We start from the raw sequence: 18842 nt of genomic DNA, 5'->3' as shown, positions 1-18842 counted from the left end.
TAACGATGATGCAGATAAACTATGCATTTTAATTTGACATAATCCTGAATATAGACCGAACACTTTTCCATATGTTTAAAAAGAAGCAGCCGCTGTGTCACTAGTATCTCCATATTTTAGGTCAGTTCCATCACTTAATTCCTTCCATCTTAAAATAATATATCTTGTCACTAACTTACCAATACAGTACATTATTTATGGTGTCATTTTGAAATAAAGTTAAAAAATAATATTGTTGACATTATTTAGTGTTTAAATATATAATACAATATGTGAAAATTGTTATATATACCTAAATTAAGAAGTGTTTAATGATTCATTTTAAAAAGATAAGTTAATAATTACTTAAAAGGTTGGTAAACATATGCTTAAAAATCTTTCATCATTAATTCCGTTTAAAAATTCCCTATTTAAACTTTTTAAAGTTTCACCAGTTTATTCATGGATGTTATCCTACTATAAACCTTACAGCGGGCTTCTCTTTTTATTTATCTTAGGTGGTTTAATCATAACTGCTGTACAAGTATCCATCCCTAAAAGTATTCAAATTTTTATCGATTATATTTTCCCAGCAGAGAATTATAGAAACTTCTGGATATTTATTGCGGTTATAGGTATTGCTATTTTTATAATGATTGTAATAATGCTAGCACAAAACCTTATTGGACGGTCATTACAAGAAAAAACGGCTATGGATATTCAATATGATGTCTATAAGCAACATAGGGTGCTAGGTGTTTCATATTTTGAGGGGATGCCAATCGGGAAAAGTTTATCTTTTTTGAACACAGAGGTGGTTTCTTTACAAAATTTTTATAAAAATATTTTCCCTAGACTTATCCAAGCTCTCATTTTTTCATTTGCATCAATTATTTTTATGGTTTCTATAAGCTTTACCCTAACATTAATCATGATCCCTTCTCTGTTACTTTATTATTTAATAGGTCCACATTTCGAAAAAAAAGCTACAATTGGGGCTAAAGAGGCTAGAAATAATAGGGTTTTATTTAATCAAAAAGCTTATGAGAACATTATTTCATTACCTGAGATAAGAGCTCATAATGCTCAAGACTGGAATAAGAGAAGATTTTTAGATAGTTTAGAAGTCTTTTTAACGTCTAGATTGAAAATGTTATGGAACAATTATATGCGAGGTACAGTTCGACGTGGTTCTTACTACATTGGGGGTATCCTTGTAATAATTGCTGGCATTAATCTAGTGGAGCATAATTTATTATCAGTTGGTGAAATGGCAGCTTTTTTATTATATTATTTTAATGTTATGCACATGTTAACTACAGTTATCACTATGTTTACAGAACAGAAAATACTAATGGTACAGGCTGAAAAAATATTTGGATTTATGAATAAAGAACCTCTAGTAAAAGAATCAAGTAATCCTATCGATGCGAAAACAATAACAGGTAAGATTTCTATAAAAAACGTCACATTCAAGTATCCTAAAGGTCAAGATATATTACATAATTTCAGTTTAGAAGTTGAGAAAGGGCAAAAAGTTGCTTTAATAGGTAAAAGTGGAAATGGAAAGTCTACCGTTTTGAAACTTTTAGTTCGTTTTTATGACCCACAAGAAGGAAATATATTATTTGATGACATCCCTTTAAACAAGCTGAAGATTTCTCAACTGAGGGAAAAAATTGGATATGTATTTCAAGAAACTTATTTATTCGGAACATCTGTTCGGGATAATATATTATTTGGTAATCCTAAAGCTACAGAAGAGGAAGTAATTTTAGCTGCAAAAGCAGCTTATGCACATGAATTTATTATGAATTTGCCTCATGGATACGATACCATTTTGGGAGAAAGAGGATTGAAGCTATCTGGCGGACAAAAACAAAGGATTTCAATAGCTCGTATGTTTATTAAGAACCCAACTATAATTTTATTAGATGAAGCTACTTCTGCGTTGGATAATGTAAGTGAAAAAGAAGTACAGCTTGCACTAGATAATTTACTAATAGGTAAAACAACAATTACAGTTGCACACCGTTTATCAACTATTAAAAACTACGATAAAATTGCTGTAATCAACGATGGAAGAATTGTTGAAATGGGTTCGCATTTAGAGTTGATTAATAGTGATGGATTATATAAGGGATTTTTAATAGACGATGAGTTAAATAGGAAGGGAATTGTATGAGAAATATAAAATTTTTAACTTCATATCTTTCTCGTGTTAAATGGTTGCTAGTATTTTCAGTAATGATATTGACAGCTGAAACAATATCATTACTGGCAATTACGGCATTGCAGCAGCGTTTAATTGATAATGTATTATGGGCAGGGAACTATGATTTAATATTCGAGGTTGTTATATTGTTTGCTATAGCATTCTTAGCACATGCAATGTTGTTTACTTTGGCGCCTCATTTTACTCATAAAATAGTAACCCTTATTCAAAGGGAAATTTCAGATGAATTCATCAGTTTTATGCACACTATACCAACTGAAAAGTTGCAAAAAACACGGACTGCATCATACGTACATAACATATCACATGACATCTCAATTGTTAGTTTTTTAGGGGGCATACAAATACCTACAGGAATAAAATTAATTATCACAACAATTTTATTAATGGTAATTGTTGGGTGGGCTAGTCCTGTTATATTAATTTTTAGCACGCTTATCAGTGTAGTATATATTATGTTAGGTGTATATTTTTCGAAACGTATAAAAAAAGCAGCCAAAAATGTACAAACATCTAAATCGGAATTACTAGTTCAATTAGAGGAGGGTGTATCTTCCACACGTGAAGTAATAGCTTACAATCGTCTAAATTGGGAAGAAAAATTGTATAAGACATTTTTCAATAGATATTTTAGTGAAACAATTAAAGCCGAAAAATTAAATAACAAAAAGATTATATTTAGTGAACCATTTAACTGGGGAGTGAAATTGTTAATCTTAGGGTATGGCGGTTATCTAGTAATGCAAGGCGAAATGACACTTGGTATGTTTGTAATAGTCTTTCAATTTGGTTCGCAATTAGTTGAGTCTTATCAAGGAATATACAATTTTTTTATGGAGGTTTCCTCTAATATTGCAAGCGTAGAACGATTACGTGATGTAATGGAAGGAGATAAGTTAAATGAAGGTACAATTGAATTAGGTGAACCTATATCAAAAATTAAATTCTCTGATGTTACCTTTAAATACCAAGAAAATGAAAAAAATGTATTGAATAATTTAAATCTAGTTGTATCAAAAGGCAGTAAAGTAGCTATTGTTGGTATGAGTGGCAGTGGGAAATCTACTATCTCACAATTATTAATAAGAAATTATGAACCCACGTTAGGAAAAATACTTGTTAATGACAAAGATTTATTTAATATTAGTAGACACGATTGGGCAGATAAAGTAGGTATCGTATTTCAAGAACCTTATTTATTACCAGATACTGTTCTAAGTAACCTTACATTAGGGAATAAAAATATAGGTTTAGAAAAAGTAAGGGAAATTTGTAAAGATGTACAGATAGATGATTATATAATGAGTTTGCCTAATCAGTATAATTCAATAATAGGTGATAGAGGAATTAATATATCAGGAGGTCAACGACAAAGGTTAGCTATAGCTAGAACATTAATTCGAGATCCAGAAATTTTAATTCTAGATGAAGCCACATCTGCACTAGACTATAAAACTGAATATTTAATCCAGAATGCTATTGATCAAATAAGACATGAAAAAACAACTATAATAATTGCCCATCGTTTATCAACAGTAAAAAATTCAGATGTTATATTTGTTATGGATAAAGGTAAGGTAGTTGAAAGTGGAACCCATTTAGAGTTAATTAATAATAATTTGTTTTATAGAGAATTAGTTGACACAGACGTAACCAAAGATACACCTAGTTTTAGTTGATTATATCTGTATTCTAGTCCGTAGGGAACATAATTTAGAATTAAACTTTATACCTAAGTAATAGAAGATTTGTAATTCGAATTTGAATATTAAAATTTTATTATTTTAGGAAGGTACAAAATTTATGAAAGAAGCTTTTGTAAAAGCTTTAGGTAAAGGTTTAGAAGTCTCATTAGACTCTTTCCATATAAAAAAAGATAAAGGATTGTACAAAACCATATACAATGACTTTTACACGTATTACTTTAAACTAATAAACCTTGATAATCTATATAAACTAGCTGTGTGTAGTGAGAATGAAGATATAAAGAATATTAATATTGAAATTGTAACAATTAACAAACTAAAAAACATCTTTTTAAACGGAAAATAACTGAATTAATTGGCTCTTCAGGAGAATTATTTTACTATCCAATACATACAATTTAGTTTAATTAAAAATCTCACTACTTCAATAACAATGTATTAAAAGGGGTCATACTTTATGGGAAAAATACCTTTAACTTCTGCCCAGCGTGGAATTTGGTATGCACAAAAACTTCAGAAAAATAACAATGTATTTAATACGGCAGAATACGTAGAAATTAATGGGAAAGTTAATGTCAATCTTTTGAAAGATTCAATTAAGCAAACTATTCTTGAATGTGAAGCACTAAATTCAAATCTTTATGAAAGAGACGATGAATTATATCAAACTATTAATGAAAAGAAAGAAATAATAATAGATTATCACGATTTATCGGGTAATAATGATGCACACAATTTAGCGATTAATTGGATGAAAGAAGAAATGGAACTAGAAATAAATCTTTCAAATGATCAGTTATATCGAGAGATGATTTTCCGTATTGATGATAATAAATATTTTTGGTATCAGAAAATTCATCATGCAATTATAGACGGTTATGGTGTTTCTCTAATTTTAAAAAAGGTTTCTGATATTTATACTTCGAAATTGACTAACGTTTGTATAGATAATGTTAGTTTTGGGTCAATAAGTTCTATTATTGAAGAAGAAAATAACTATTATAATTCAGATAAGTATTTACAGGACAGTAAATACTGGATAAGTAAAATGAAGTATCATCCGGAGGTAGTTAGTTTTAATAATCATCAACAAATGAATCGAGATACTTATAAATCTAAAATTCAATTTATTAGGGAAACTAGATATCTATCAACTTGTACAATTAAAAAACTTGAAGATTTGGCTCACTCTCTAAAAGTTAATTGGTCTGAAATTTTATTATCTGCGAATGCAATATATTTAAGTTTAACTACTGGACAAAATAAAATAATACTTGGACTACCAATGATGTGTAGGCTCGGTTCAGTATCACTTACAATTCCATCAAATGTGATGAATGTTCTACCTCTAATTGTTAATGTGGAAAGTAACAATAGCATTAATAATTTAATTATGCAGGTTTCAAAGGAAATATTAGAAATTAAAAAACATGAAAAATATCGAAGTGAATTAATTAGACGAGAGCTCGGTTACGTTGGTACTAATGATAAGTTATTTGGGCCTGTAGTAAACTTTAAAACTTTTGATTACAGTTTGAATTTCGGAGGTGTAAAAGGTATAGTTCATAATCTTTCAGCAGGTCCAGTAGAAGACATTTCAATTAATATTTACATTGATGTAGAAACATCTACTATAAAAGTTGAAATGGATGCAAATTCAAGACAATATTCCGAAAACGATATTTCTCTACATATTGATAGACTAATAAATACAATTGATAATTTACTGGATACTGGGATTGATTCTGATGTTGGCTCTATAGATATTTTGTTAGAAAAAGAACGTCTAGATATTCTAAATAATTTCAATAGATCAGAAAGTCATATATTAAAATTTCAAACGATACACGGTATGTTCGAGTATCAGGTTGAAAAAAACCCCAATAATATAGCTATTCAATCTGGAGATACGAAAATTACATATAAGGAATTAAATATTAAAGCTAATCAAATTGGAAAGGAACTCCAAAAAAAGGGTGTACTTCCTGGTGATATTGTAGGATTAGGTTTTGAACGTTCAATTGAAATGTTAGCTTCTATACTTGGGATATTAAAGGTTGGTGCAATTTATTTACCAATTGACCCCAAATATACCTCTGACAGAATTTCACTTATATTAAATGATTCTGGTGCATCATTTTTGTTAACTGACCATTCAATTAAAGATAAAATTTCATTTCAAGGAGTTAAAATTTCCTTAAACAACATATATCTTGGTGAAGTAGATAATTTAAATAGTGATGTAAAAACTACAGATATAGCCTATATTATATATACTTCAGGAACAACTGGAAAACCAAATGGTGTAATGATTGAACATAAATCGGTTATAAATTTTCTGCAAACCCTTGAGGAAAGAAGTCCACTTAAGGATACAGACTCACTTTTGTTAAAAACCACTATATCTTTTGATGCGTCTGTTTGGGAATTATTTTGGTGGATGTGGAAAGGGGCACGTCTTAGCTTATTAGAAAATCATGCTGAAATAGACCCTTTACTTATTATAGAAGCTATTAATAAATATAAAATTACACATCTTGAGTTCTCACCGTCTATGCTTCAAGTTTTTCTAAATTACGTAAATGAGTTTAAAATGCAAGACAAATTAGTGACGGTTAAGTATGTTTCTGTAGGCGGAGAAGTTTTGTCTGCTAATTTGACAAGATGTTTTTACGATACACTTACATTAAAAAATAATACTAGATTATATAATACTTATGGGCCTACAGAGACCACCGTTGAAGTATCAAGTTACCTGACTCAAGGAAATGAAACGTCGTCAATTCCTATCGGGAAACCAAATATTAATACAAAGTTTTATATTTTTAGTGATTCATTTAAATTGCAGCCTATTGGTGTTACAGGGAATTTATATATTGCTGGGGAAGGACTTGCAAGGGGTTACTTAAATAGAGCTGATTTAACTAAAGAAAAATTCGTTGAGAATCCTATTGTTCCAGGTGAGAGGATCTACTATACGGGTGATTTAGCAAGGTGGCTAGTAGATGGTAATGTAGAATATATGGGTAGAGTAGATAACCAAGTAAAGGTACGAGGGTTTAGAATTGAGGTAGAAGAGATAGAAAACGCTCTTTATAAAACCGGGTTAATTCAACAAGCAGTAATAATTCCTACTAAAGCTGAAAAAGAAAGTCTAGAATTAATTACTTATTATGTAACTAATAAATCTGTAACAACTGAAAAGATAAAAGAAAAATTAAGTGAAATTCTTCCGTCTTACATGATACCTAGTTATTTTTTTGAATTAAAAGATATACCTTTAACTATTAACGGAAAAATTGATTACAAATCTTTACCTAAGTATATTCATAAAAGTAAAAAAGATTTCGAAGAACGGCCTTTAACTCAATTAGAAAATGAATTAGCAATCGTATGGAGTGCCGTACTAGGGATTAACAAACCTTCACTGTTAGATAATTTCTTTGATTTTGGGGGACATTCACTTAAAGCTGTAAGCTTAGTGACAAAGATTCACGATACATTTCAAGTTAAATTATCAATAAAAGATGTCTTTGACAATCCTGTATTTAATCAGCTAGCAAAACAAATAGAAGGGAAAAGAAAAGAAGAACATTTAATTATACCTCAAATAAGTACCAAGAACAGTTATGTAATATCTCCTCAACAAAAGAGGATGTTTGAAATGCACAAAATCTCACCATCAAAAATTGCTTACAATATGCCTTCTGTTACAGAGTTTAAAGGATCTTTAAATGTAAAGCGTCTAGAAAATGCAATTTCATATTTAATAGAAAGACATGAGACTTTAAGAACATATTTTTTAGAAATTAACTCTGAAATAAGACAAAAGATAGCATCATTTTACTCTTTTAAACTTAATGTCATTGAAATGGATGATCAAAAAGAAATAGCTAATTATATTAATAACTTTGTTCAACCTTTTAATCTTAATAAGTTACCACTTTTTAAATGCGAATTATTAAAAGTGGGGGAAGATAGCTATTTATTTTTATTAGATATGCACCATATTATATCAGATGGAATTTCATTAAATATTTTTATGAATGATTTGATCAAATATTACAATGGAGAGAGCCTGCCACCCTTACGTGTTCAATATAAAGACTATGCAAACTGGCAACTGTCTCGTAGTAAAGGTATAGAAAAGCAAGGAGATTATTGGAGAGATTTATTCAAGGGCCAATTCTCAATGCTTAAGCTGCCTACTGATTACGAAACGCAACAAGAATTAGACTTTAAGGGTAGTAATATTGAGTTTGTGATTAATAGATCACAAAAAGAGAAATTGTATTTAATTGCTAAAGAGAAAAATACTACTCTATATACAGTTATGTTAACTATTTATACTATTATGCTATCTACTTATAGTAAGAATAATGACATTATTATTGGAAGTATGAGCGGGGGACGCACGCATTCAGATTTAGAATGTACCATGGGCTTATTTGTAAATAATGTTGCCGTTAGGAACCAGCCACTCGATCATAAATTATTTTATGATTTCTTAGAAGAAGTAAAAGAAAACGCTTTAAAAGCTATTGAAAATCAAGAATACCCCTTTGATAAGGTACTTAATAATTATCAAAAAAATACTAATCTAAATAATAAGATTTTAGAATCAATGTTTCTTTTTCAAAAAGTTATTAAATTAAATAACTTCAAAGGAGATTTAGAAATAAACTCCTTTAATATGATCGAACAGCCTGTATCAGATTTTAAATTAATATTAGAAATTATTGATAATGATATTGAACTTAAATGTATATTAACGTACTCAACTACTTTATATAAATATAGAACCATTAAAGGACTGGGAGATAATATGTTAAATATAATTGAACATATTATCAATAACCCAGGAGATACAATTTTAAAAATAAAAGAAAAATCAGTTATTAATGTAGATAAATGAATAATTAATCACAGTCTATAAAAGTAAATTAAAATAGAGAAAGAAGTGCTAAGTTATGCAATTAGAAGGTAAAGTGGCTGTTGTAACAGGGGCGGCACAAGGTATAGGTAAAGCAATAGTAGAGAAACTTGCTCAAAGTGGAGCGCATATAGCTGCAATAGATAATGATGCCTGTAAGCTAAATCTAATGGTAGAAGAGATGAGAAGGAAGAATTATATAGTTAGAGCTTATAACATTGATGTTAGTGATAGTTCTTTAGTGGATAAGACAATTAAAGATATTGAAGAAAATATGGGGAACATACAAAGTTTAATAAATGTAGCTGGTATATTACACATTGGGTCTATAGAAAATCTAACTGATGAAAAATGGGACGAAACATTTAAAATTAATACTATGGGAGTTGTTTATACTTCGAGATCTGTAATTAGTTATATGAAAGATCGAAAAGAAGGAAGTATAGTGACAATTGGTTCTAATTCTATGCAAGTTCCTCGTATTGGCCTAGCTGCCTATGCAGCTTCAAAAGCCGCTACAATGTCTTTTACTAAGACTATGGGGTTGGAGATGGCAAAGTATAACATTCGGTGTAACATTGTCTCACCAGGTTCAACTAATACAAAGATGCTTGGATTATTAATTAATGATGAAAATAAATATAGTGATATTATTGCTGGGTCTCTTAAAAACTATAAAATAGGCATCCCCCTACAAAAAATAGCTGAACCTTCAGATATTTCAAATGTTGTGCATTTCTTAGTATCCGATCTTTCAAATCATATTACTATGCAAAACATCTGTGTCGATGGTGGAGCAACTTTAGGGGTATAAAACTTTGTGAAAGAGGATGAAGCGTTATGAATCAAACTGATTTACTAAGATCAAATTGTGAAATTTTAAAGGAATCAAAGGACTTCCGTTACTTTTTTTTGATTCACCATCGCAAACGATTTTTGCTGAGGGTGAGTTTGCTAAAATAAAATGTTCACCCGATCAATATAATACAAAAATTGTTAAGGAATATCTAAAAAGAGCCCAAGAATTAGGAAATGAAAATCCAATTATAGTTGGTGCATTCCAATTTGACAAAACAAAAAACGCCAATCTTTTTATACCTAGCGAGTATAAAATATACAATAGATTAGATAATAAATTATCCAAAAGTACTGTTTTCAATAATTTTATGAATGATTTTCATATTGAACCGATACCTACTCCTGCAGAATATATAGAAGGTGTAAGAAAAGGAATTGAAAAAATTAAAACCGGAGGTTTAGAGAAAGTAGTACTATCAAGATCGTTAAAGATAGATACCCCAAAAAAAATAGACTCTAAGCAACTATTATTGAAATTGCTAGAAGGTAATAGTGATGGTTATACATACTCAATGGATATTTCTGATAAGAATGAAGTACAGAATAAAGAAAAAATTCTTATAGGTTCAAGTCCGGAGTTACTTATATCAAAGAAGGGGATAAATATAATTTCTACTCCTCTAGCAGGTTCTCGACCAAGAAAGAAAGATAAATTAGAGGACGAAGAAATGGCTCGAGAACTTTTAACATCACCAAAAGATTTAAAAGAACATAATTTTGTTGTCGAAGACATAGTAAATGCAATTAGACCTTTTTGTAGTGAGGTTAATTATTCAAAAAAACCTTCTTTATTAAATACTGAAACAATGTGGCACTTATCGACGGAAATACAAGGAAAGCTATTAAATCCTAATGTGACCTCATTAGAGTTAGCACTTGCTCTACATCCTACACCAGCTGTTTGTGGTACAAAAACTGATAATGCTAAACAATTAATTAAAGAAATTGAACAGTTCGATCGAAACTTCTTTACGGGGATGATTGGATGGTGTGATATGAATGGTGATGGTGAATGGGTCGTTACAATTCGTTGTGCCGAATTAAAAGAAAACGTTATAAATATATATGCAGGAGCTGGTATAGTAAAAGATTCGATTCCAGAAGAGGAATTAGCAGAAACTAATGCGAAATTTCAGACTATGTTAAATGCAATTCAATCTATCAATAAAGGTGCTGAAAATAATAATGCTTGACGGAGTTGTTGAATGGCCAAAAGAATTAGTGGACTTATACATTAAAAATAAGTGTTGGAGTGGGCAGACATTTGGTGAAATGTTGAAAGAGAGAGCTAATCGATATGGAGATAAAATAGCAATAACTGAAGGCGATAAACGTATAACTTATAATCAATTAGATAGAAGGGCAACTCAACTAGCTGCAGGGTTTGAAAAATTAGGGATAAATAAAAACGACCGAATCATTTTACAAATCCCAAATATATCTGAATTTATTGAGGTTAGCTTTGCACTTTTTCGTATTGGAGCCATACCAGTTTTTACTTTACCCAAACATAGGTTCAATGAGATAAATTATTTTTGTGAACATACAGAGGCAAAGGGATACATTATTAAAGATAAAGAATTAGAGTTTGATTATCGGAATCTCGCACGAGATATTAGAGAAGTAAATAAAACCTTAGAATTTGTAATAGTTATAGGTGATGAGGAAGAATTTATTAGTTTAGAAGACCTATATATTAACGAATCAAACTTGAAATTTAAACAGAAAATAGATGCAGGTGAAACAGCCTTTTTACAAATATCAGGAGGAACAACAGGACTACCAAAGTTAATTCCAAGAACTCATAATGAGTATATATATAGCTTGAAATTAAGTGCTGATATATCAAATTTGGATCAAGAAAGTGTGTACTTAGCAGTTCTTCCTATTGCACATAATTATCCGTTAAGCTCCCCAGGAATTTTGGGTACTCTATATGCAGGGGGAAGAATAGTATTAGCTTCCAATGGCAGTCCAGATGTGGCATTCCCTTTAATAGAAAAAGAAAAGGTTACGATTACAGCGTTAGTTCCACCATTAGCAATAATTTGGCTTAATGCAAGAGAACATTATAAAAATGACTTGACAAGCCTACAAGTTATTCAAGTTGGAGGTGCGAAATTCAGTCAAGAAGTTGCTAAGAGAATTCGACCTATATTTGGATGTACTTTACAACAGGTTTTTGGAATGGCAGAAGGGTTAGTCAATTATACTCGGTTAGAAGATCCAGAGGATATTATTACAAAGACACAAGGAAAACCTATGTCTAAATACGATGAAATTAAGATCGTTGATAATTTTGATAATGAGGTGAACAGGGGGGAAGTAGGTAATTTATTGACCAGAGGGCCATATACAATAAGGGGTTACTATAAGGCCGAAGAGCACAATTTTAAATCTTTTACAACTGAAGGGTATTATCGTACTGGTGACCTTGTAAAGCTGACTGAAGATGGATACTTAATTGTTGAAGGTAGGGTAAAGGATCAGATTAATCGGGGAGGAGAAAAAATCTCAGCAGAAGAAGTTGAGAATCATCTCCTAGCACACAAAGATATCACAGATGTAGCAATAGTATCTATCCCAGATTTGTATTTAGGTGAGCGAATTGGTGCCTATATAATACCAAAAGTAAATCGTCCTACTTTAAAAGATTTAAAAGAGTTTTTAACTTTAAGAGGCGTAGCTGAATATAAATTTCCGGATCAAGTAGAATATATAACTGAATTCCCTGAGACTGGAGTAGGGAAAGTTAGCAAAAAAGAATTACGTAAAATGATATCGGATAAATATAGGAAGACCAAACTTAATTATTAAATTACTTACATTTTGAGGAGAATTTATAATGACTTTACCAACTATTAAAGACTATTTAATGCCAACAAAAAATGATTTACCAACTAATAAAGTAAAATGGAATGTTGATAAAAAACGTGCGATTTTACTGATTCATGACATGCAAGAGTATTTTATTGACGCTTATGAAGAAGACTCACTTTTAATAAAAACTCTTGTGAAGAATATAAATATACTAAAAAGTACGTGTAAGGAGCTTGGAATCCCAATTATTTATTCTGCTCAACCTGAAGGTCAAACTTCTCACCAGAGAGCGTTGTTAGAAGACTTTTGGGGAATGGGAATTCCCCAAGAAGGTAATAAGCAAAGGATTATTAGCAGTTTGACTCCTGAAAAAGATGATATTTTATTAACTAAATGGAGGTACAGTGCTTTTAAAAAAAATGACCTATTAGACATTTTTAAGGAACAAGGACGTGACCAGATAATAATTTGTGGAGTTTACGCTCATATAGGCTGTCTTTTAACTGCAGCAGATGCATTTATGGAGGGTATACAACCATTTTTCGTTGGAGATGCTGTTGCTGATTTTACCTTAGAAGATCATAAACAATCACTAATTTATACATCAAATAGATGCGCTAAAACGATTACTACCGAGCAAGTAAAACAAGCACTATCTAATGAGAATGATGATTTAACTAAAGATTACATCCGTGAACAAGTTGTTGAAATACTTGGTTATAATGAGTTTCAGTCAATTAATGATAATGAGAACTTATTTTTATTAGGGATGGACTCGATAAGAGTTATGACTTTTATGGGAAATCTAAATAAAAAAGGACTTAATTTATCCTTTGTAGAACTGGCCAAGGAACCTACTATTCATAATTGGTGGGAACTTATAGTAAGCAAGAAGGATAAAGTACTTCAATGGTAAAACTTGCTTTATACATAGTTAATTTAACAAGTCACTGTTAGAGGGTAAATCTCCATAACAGTGTTTTATACGGCTCAGAATAACATTCAAATTATATAAAAAAGGTAAACGTTATTTCCTAGTAAAAACTAAATCAATCAAATTTAATTTAGTTTTTAATTAAAAAATACGGAGGTATTTCATAGTGTTTTATTGCGTAAACCTTGAGGAACACAACAATAATAAAGGTATAACTAGTTATGAAGATAAAAGTAAGGGAGAGCTAGACTCTTTAGCAGGACTCTCTATACCAAAAGATTTTCTTCGTGAGAATATGAACTTTATTTATGATAGTCAAGATATACCTTTTGTATTTAATATTAACAATGATTTTGATAACTTTGAAGTGGATAATCAAATCATAAAAATTAGACCAAACTTATACTCAGACATTTTTTTTGTTGGCACTTGTTACGGAGGTAGTTATTACCATAATGTGGATCTAATGGATAACAATAATATTTACTCTAAAAAATTACACTTATCAGACATAAATAGCGAAATATCTAATAATGGTGATATTTGTTTCAAAACTTTTGAATACATGCATTCACATTTAGGTATTAACAAGTTTATAAAACCTAAAATTTGGTTTTATCATATGTCATTTAATTCTTATCTAAAATTAGATCACCTTAAGTTTGGTTATAATCCATTTATACATATTTTTTCTATTACAATGAAGGAGGTATAACGATTTGAGTAAATCAAAAGTAATTTATAGGGAGAACTTCGATTGTAAAGCGCTTACAATAAACGCTATTTTATCAAGAGTTATACCAATATCAGAATTTATTTGGAACCAGGCAGGGTTAGCGATCTATGAGAATGAGAATAATCTAATCTTTACTCCTCACTACATAAATGAGTATGAACATCTTTATAACACGGCTAATATAAGAAGTATTGAATATAATTTACCAAATTTTGAACTTTTTTTAGAAAAAATAAAATTTATTTTAAACACTGGTAGTTCAACACTAGTACGTGTTGATATCTTTGATTTACCATTTAATATGTATTATTGCAAACATAAGGGACCACATTACATTGAAATTACACACATGGAGAATGAGCAATTTTTTGTGTGTGACCATTTTTATAAATATTCTGGATTTGTTGATATAGATATTATTGCAAAAGCTATGAAAACTAGAATGGACATTGAAGGTAATAATGAATACATTTTCCATAGTTTTTGTACGGATGAATATTCCTTTAAACTAGATAGAAATTATTTATTTAAAGTTATGTCTAAGAACAACTCCCAGATATTGGGTGAAGGAACGGTGGATTTTTTAGATATACCAAATCACAAACGGTTGGTAGGTCTAAAAACTTTTGATAGGTTCGATAAATACTTAGAAGAACATTTTCATCAAAAAGGGCCATTAAAAGGCATATATAAAAGTTTATTTAATTTGAGTAATTCAAGGTACTATTATTCGAAAATTATCTCTAAATATAAAGATGATTATAACAATATTGAATTGATTGAAGACTTGTACTTAGATAGTTATCAAAATTTTAGAATAGCAGCTAATTTAGTACTTAAGTTAAGAGCATCAAAAAAAGAACGAGCATATCTTACTAACTTAAAAGATATATTATCTTCAACCTTGAATATTGAAAGAGAGGCATCTAAATTAGTTGAAGATTTTATTTTAAAAGAAGGGCAAGGCACTACTTCGTAAAAGGTTCTCGGTAATATATGAATTCTTTCATGAAAATCGCTTCCGATATCGAGTGGAGGAGGTGTGCAAATGAATTCATCGTCCAAAAAGTAGAGGCAGAAATAACAAGAAACACTCTCAAAAAAATTTCTTTAGATCCATCTAGAATATAAACAGCGTTATGGCAGCGTGAAAATTGAAGAAATCTTGTACAGACAAAAACACAAAGCGACAACAAATTCGAAGCTTCAGTATCCAGTCAGTGAAAACGTGTTAAATCGGTAGTTACAGCCAGCAAGCCCAATCAGCTATTGGTAACGCCAATCCTTCATGCTTCGTTATATTTAGCGACCGTCTTGGACTTTTATTCTCGTAAAATATGGACAAAACAATGACAAAAGAATTAGTAATCTCGGCTTTAAAGATGTTGTTTAAACGTTAAAAGCTAGAAAAAGGTGTTTATTCATCATTCAGATAGAGGTAGTTCAATACGATTCCACAGAATATTACTGATTATTAAAAAATACGATATGGATGGGGGGATGAGTCGTAAAGGAAACTATTATGACAACGCTTGTTCTGAATTCTTTCACGGCATTCTTAACGTGAGCTAGTGTATCAAACCAAGAGAAGAAGCTAAGAAATTGTTATTTGAATACATCGAGTTCTTCTATAATGCAGGACGGATGCATTCAACATTGGGTTATTGTACACCAGATGAGTTTGAGTGAAAGTGTGGTGGCAAAATCTGTGCCTGTTTTTTGTCAAGTCTAAATATTTAATTAATGGTTAGTAGGTGACAAAATGAAGTTCATACATGATCTACTTGAAAAATCTAAAGGCAATTCCCTATTCTTAACTGAAAAGAACGAGGTAAATTTAGAAGATTTGAGAAAAAATACCCGAAAAACAGCTTCTTTCTTACAATTTTATAATGTAAGACCCGGAGATAGGGTATTAATAATGGTTGATAACAGCATCGAGCTAGTTCAAATCTTATTAGCTACCTCTATTGTAAGAGCAATTGCAGTTATAATAAATCCAGGTACATTGAAAGATAATTTAAATTATATTATAGAAGATTGTAACCCTACACTAATTATTTCAAATGATAATTGTGAAAACAATAAAGCTATAGTCCATATTAGTCTTGAAGAGTATAAATATTATTTAAAAAGCGGGTATTATCTAAATGATATAAAACTTCGTAAATATGAATATTCAAATTATGATAAAGTGTTATTAATCTATACCTCGGGAAGTACAGGTAAACCAAAGGCGGTTGTCTCTACTCATAACCAAGTAATGTTCTGTGTACAAGCTATCTCAAGAGAACTAGAGATAAATGATTTAGATACAATTGGTTGTCTATTACCTTTTTCCTTTGATTATGGACTTTATCAAGTTTTTTTAGCTTTATACAATGGAGCAAATTTATATATAGGAAGCTCTAATGATGCAGGAATACGTTTACTTAGTTTTTTAAACAAAAGGAAAATCACAATATTCCCGTCAGTTCCTCATCTAACTAAGGGTTTAATAAAGCTTCTAGAAGTTAAAAAAGAGACTCTTAACATAAAGAAGATTACAAATACGGGGGAACATCTACCTCATACACTTATTCAAAATATTAAAACTTTAATGCCACATTGCAAAGTATATTCAATGTATGGTCTTACTGAGTGTAAAAGGGTTTCAATTCTTAGTCCTAGTGATTGGGAAATAAAACCACATTCAGTCGGCAGACCATTAGGAGGAACCCGTTGTTATATAGTTAATGAAAATAATGAAATAGTTCCTTTAGGGGAAAAAGGTGAACTTGTAGTGGTGGGGCCTAATGTTATGAATGGGTACTGGAACCAAGTGGATTTAACAAATCAAAGGTTTAGAAAAAATTGGATATCATTAAAAGGAGATGAAACTGCATTATTTACGGGAGATATTTTTCATATGGACTATGATGGTTATTTATATTTTCATGGTAGAAAAGATGAACAGTTTAAACAAAAAGGGTTTAGACTTTCTATTAAGGAAATTGAGGATACTGTAAATAATATTGATTCCGTTGAGACTGCAATATTAATACCACCAACTAAAGAAATAGAAAAATCTATCTTATTTGTCAGAACACAAAAAGATTTAACCTATATTAATGGGATACTAAAAGAGAAGTTAGAATTTTATAAAATTCCTCAGCTGGTCTTAAAGATAGATAATTTTCCAACAACAAATAATGGGAAAATTGACCGAAAAGAGTTAATAAATACTTATTTAAGGGGTGAGAACAATGTTATTTCATAAGAATTTAGTTAAAAGCTTTGGAAGCCCGCTATATGTTTATGATTTAACTAAAATAACTGAGGCATACAATAAATTAAGGAACGCATTGCCAGATAGAAGCGATTTACTTTATTCTTTAAAATCTAATCCAAATCCTAGTGTAGTAAAACATTTAATAGAGTTAGGATGCCATGCTGAAGTATCTTCTAAAAAAGAATTAGATATAGCTTTAGAGGCTAATATACAAGTTAATAATTGTCTATACACAGGACCGGGAAAGACAAATTCTGAAATTAACTACGCCCTTAGCAGAGGGGTTACTCATTTTTCTGTGGAATCAATCGAGGAATTACTTTCTATCAATGAATTATCACTTATTAACAAGACATACGTTAAAGTCACTTTAAGAATAAACCCAAAAGTACAAGCATCTACTGCTAGCATTAACATGACTGGCGTGTCATCACAGTTCGGATTTGATGAAGAGCACTTAGATAATGTTAAATTAAATCTTTTTACAAGCGAATTTGTATCTATAGAAGGACTGCATATTTATAGTGGTTCAAACCTTGAGAATATTGATAAGTTATTAAATAACTTTAAGTCAATTATAACTACGATTAAAGAAGTAAGTAAAAAATTGAATATTAATTTAAAATTTGTTGATCTCGGGGGAGGTTTTTCTGCTCCCTATGGTAAATTAGGGGAGTTAATAGACTATGAAAATATTAAAGAAGCTCTTAATAACATTATTATTAGCGAATTAGGTAGCGATGTTCAAATTGCATTCGAATCTGGTAGGTATCTAACAGCTACTTCTGGTGTACTAATTGGAACTGTACAGAGCTTAAAAGAGAGCAAAGGAAAGAAATTCTGTATAGTTGATTTTGGAATAAATAATTTAGGTGGGATGAGTGGTTTACGTAGACTACCATCATCCAATTTTGACATAGTTCCCTTAAATAAATTAAATCAGCCATTAACAGAAGCTGCTGTTGTCGGCCCTTTGTGTACACCATTAGATTATATTAATAAAAAAACTAAAATTCCTCCGTTAACAAGAGGTGATAGTGTTTATATACCTAATGTTGGAGCATACGGTCTAACTGCTAGTTTAATAGGATTTCTTAGTAGAGAAATTCCAAAAGAAGTAGTGGTTGAAAAAGAATTTGTAAAGAAGGTTTATAATCATAATATAATTCAAAGGAGTATTTCTATAAATAATGAAGAAACTTGAGGATTGAAACAAAAAGATTCCCTGAATATGATATGGGTGTCTGAAAATGCCCGAGGCATAAAGTTCGGGAAACACTTGATCTTTGAAAATAGAATATATGGTCAATTTAGCTGGTCTCTCTTTATTGGAACACAGCTATGGTAAGTTTAAAGGCCAAGCATGGAT

The 18842-nt window shown here is 30.3% G+C and carries 13 protein-coding genes; all 13 read left to right on the top strand.

Annotated elements, in window-relative coordinates; translation table 11 throughout:
• Positions 1 to 364: 364 nt before the first annotated feature.
• The 13 genes from AAHT65_RS17900 (at position 365) to AAHT65_RS17845 (ending at position 18677) form a co-directional block, all read left to right on the top strand.
• Positions 365 to 2164: an ABC transporter ATP-binding protein gene (locus tag AAHT65_RS17900; protein WP_214918927.1), complete on the top strand. Its 1800-nt coding sequence runs from the start codon at positions 365 to 367 to the stop codon at positions 2162 to 2164.
• A complete protein-coding gene (locus AAHT65_RS17895; RefSeq protein WP_343310618.1) occupies positions 2161 to 3894 on the top strand; it encodes an ABC transporter ATP-binding protein in 1734 nt (577 codons plus the stop codon). Before AAHT65_RS17900 ends, AAHT65_RS17895 begins: the two co-directional genes overlap by 4 nt.
• Before the next feature lie 124 nt (positions 3895 to 4018).
• Complete coding sequence (locus tag AAHT65_RS17890) at positions 4019 to 4267, top strand: hypothetical protein (RefSeq protein ID WP_343310617.1); 249 nt, start codon at positions 4019 to 4021, stop codon at positions 4265 to 4267.
• A 111-nt stretch (positions 4268 to 4378) separates the two neighbouring features.
• Positions 4379 to 8836, top strand: coding sequence for an amino acid adenylation domain-containing protein (locus tag AAHT65_RS17885; protein WP_343310616.1), 4458 nt, complete (start codon positions 4379 to 4381; stop codon positions 8834 to 8836).
• A gap of 55 nt (positions 8837 to 8891) precedes the next feature.
• Positions 8892 to 9668 carry a 2,3-dihydro-2,3-dihydroxybenzoate dehydrogenase gene (locus AAHT65_RS17880; RefSeq protein ID WP_343310615.1) on the top strand — a complete coding sequence of 259 codons (777 nt, stop codon included), beginning with the start codon at positions 8892 to 8894 and terminating at the stop codon, positions 9666 to 9668.
• Positions 9669 to 9741: 73 nt separating this feature from the next.
• Positions 9742 to 10905 carry an isochorismate synthase DhbC gene (gene dhbC, locus AAHT65_RS17875; protein ID WP_343311557.1) on the top strand — a complete coding sequence of 388 codons (1164 nt, stop codon included), beginning with the start codon at positions 9742 to 9744 and terminating at the stop codon, positions 10903 to 10905.
• A complete protein-coding gene (locus AAHT65_RS17870) occupies positions 10898 to 12529 on the top strand; it encodes a (2,3-dihydroxybenzoyl)adenylate synthase (protein WP_214918940.1) in 1632 nt (543 codons plus the stop codon). The genes dhbC and AAHT65_RS17870 overlap by 8 nt, the downstream gene beginning before the upstream one ends.
• Positions 12530 to 12557: 28 nt before the next feature.
• Complete coding sequence (locus AAHT65_RS17865; protein ID WP_214918942.1) at positions 12558 to 13448, top strand: isochorismatase family protein; 891 nt, start codon at positions 12558 to 12560, stop codon at positions 13446 to 13448.
• 184 nt (positions 13449 to 13632) lie between these two features.
• A complete protein-coding gene (locus tag AAHT65_RS17860) occupies positions 13633 to 14181 on the top strand; it encodes a hypothetical protein (RefSeq protein ID WP_214918944.1) in 549 nt (182 codons plus the stop codon).
• 4 nt (positions 14182 to 14185) lie between these two features.
• Positions 14186 to 15181, top strand: a complete 996-nt coding sequence (locus tag AAHT65_RS17855) for a hypothetical protein (RefSeq protein WP_153599093.1) — start codon at positions 14186 to 14188, stop codon at positions 15179 to 15181.
• Positions 15182 to 15777: 596 nt separating this feature from the next.
• Complete coding sequence (locus tag AAHT65_RS21710; protein WP_214919000.1) at positions 15778 to 15891, top strand: IS3 family transposase; 114 nt, start codon at positions 15778 to 15780, stop codon at positions 15889 to 15891.
• A 73-nt stretch (positions 15892 to 15964) separates the two neighbouring features.
• Positions 15965 to 17461 carry a class I adenylate-forming enzyme family protein gene (locus AAHT65_RS17850; protein ID WP_343310613.1) on the top strand — a complete coding sequence of 499 codons (1497 nt, stop codon included), beginning with the start codon at positions 15965 to 15967 and terminating at the stop codon, positions 17459 to 17461.
• A complete protein-coding gene (locus AAHT65_RS17845; RefSeq protein WP_343310612.1) occupies positions 17448 to 18677 on the top strand; it encodes a decarboxylase in 1230 nt (409 codons plus the stop codon). Before AAHT65_RS17850 ends, AAHT65_RS17845 begins: the two co-directional genes overlap by 14 nt.
• Positions 18678 to 18842: the final 165 nt, after the last annotated feature.

This window comes from Bacillus atrophaeus, assembly GCF_039519175.1.
GTDB lineage: Bacteria > Bacillota > Bacilli > Bacillales > Bacillaceae > Bacillus > Bacillus atrophaeus.
Note: the sequence above shows the minus strand (reverse complement) of the source record. Positions and strands in the feature narration are given on the sequence as shown.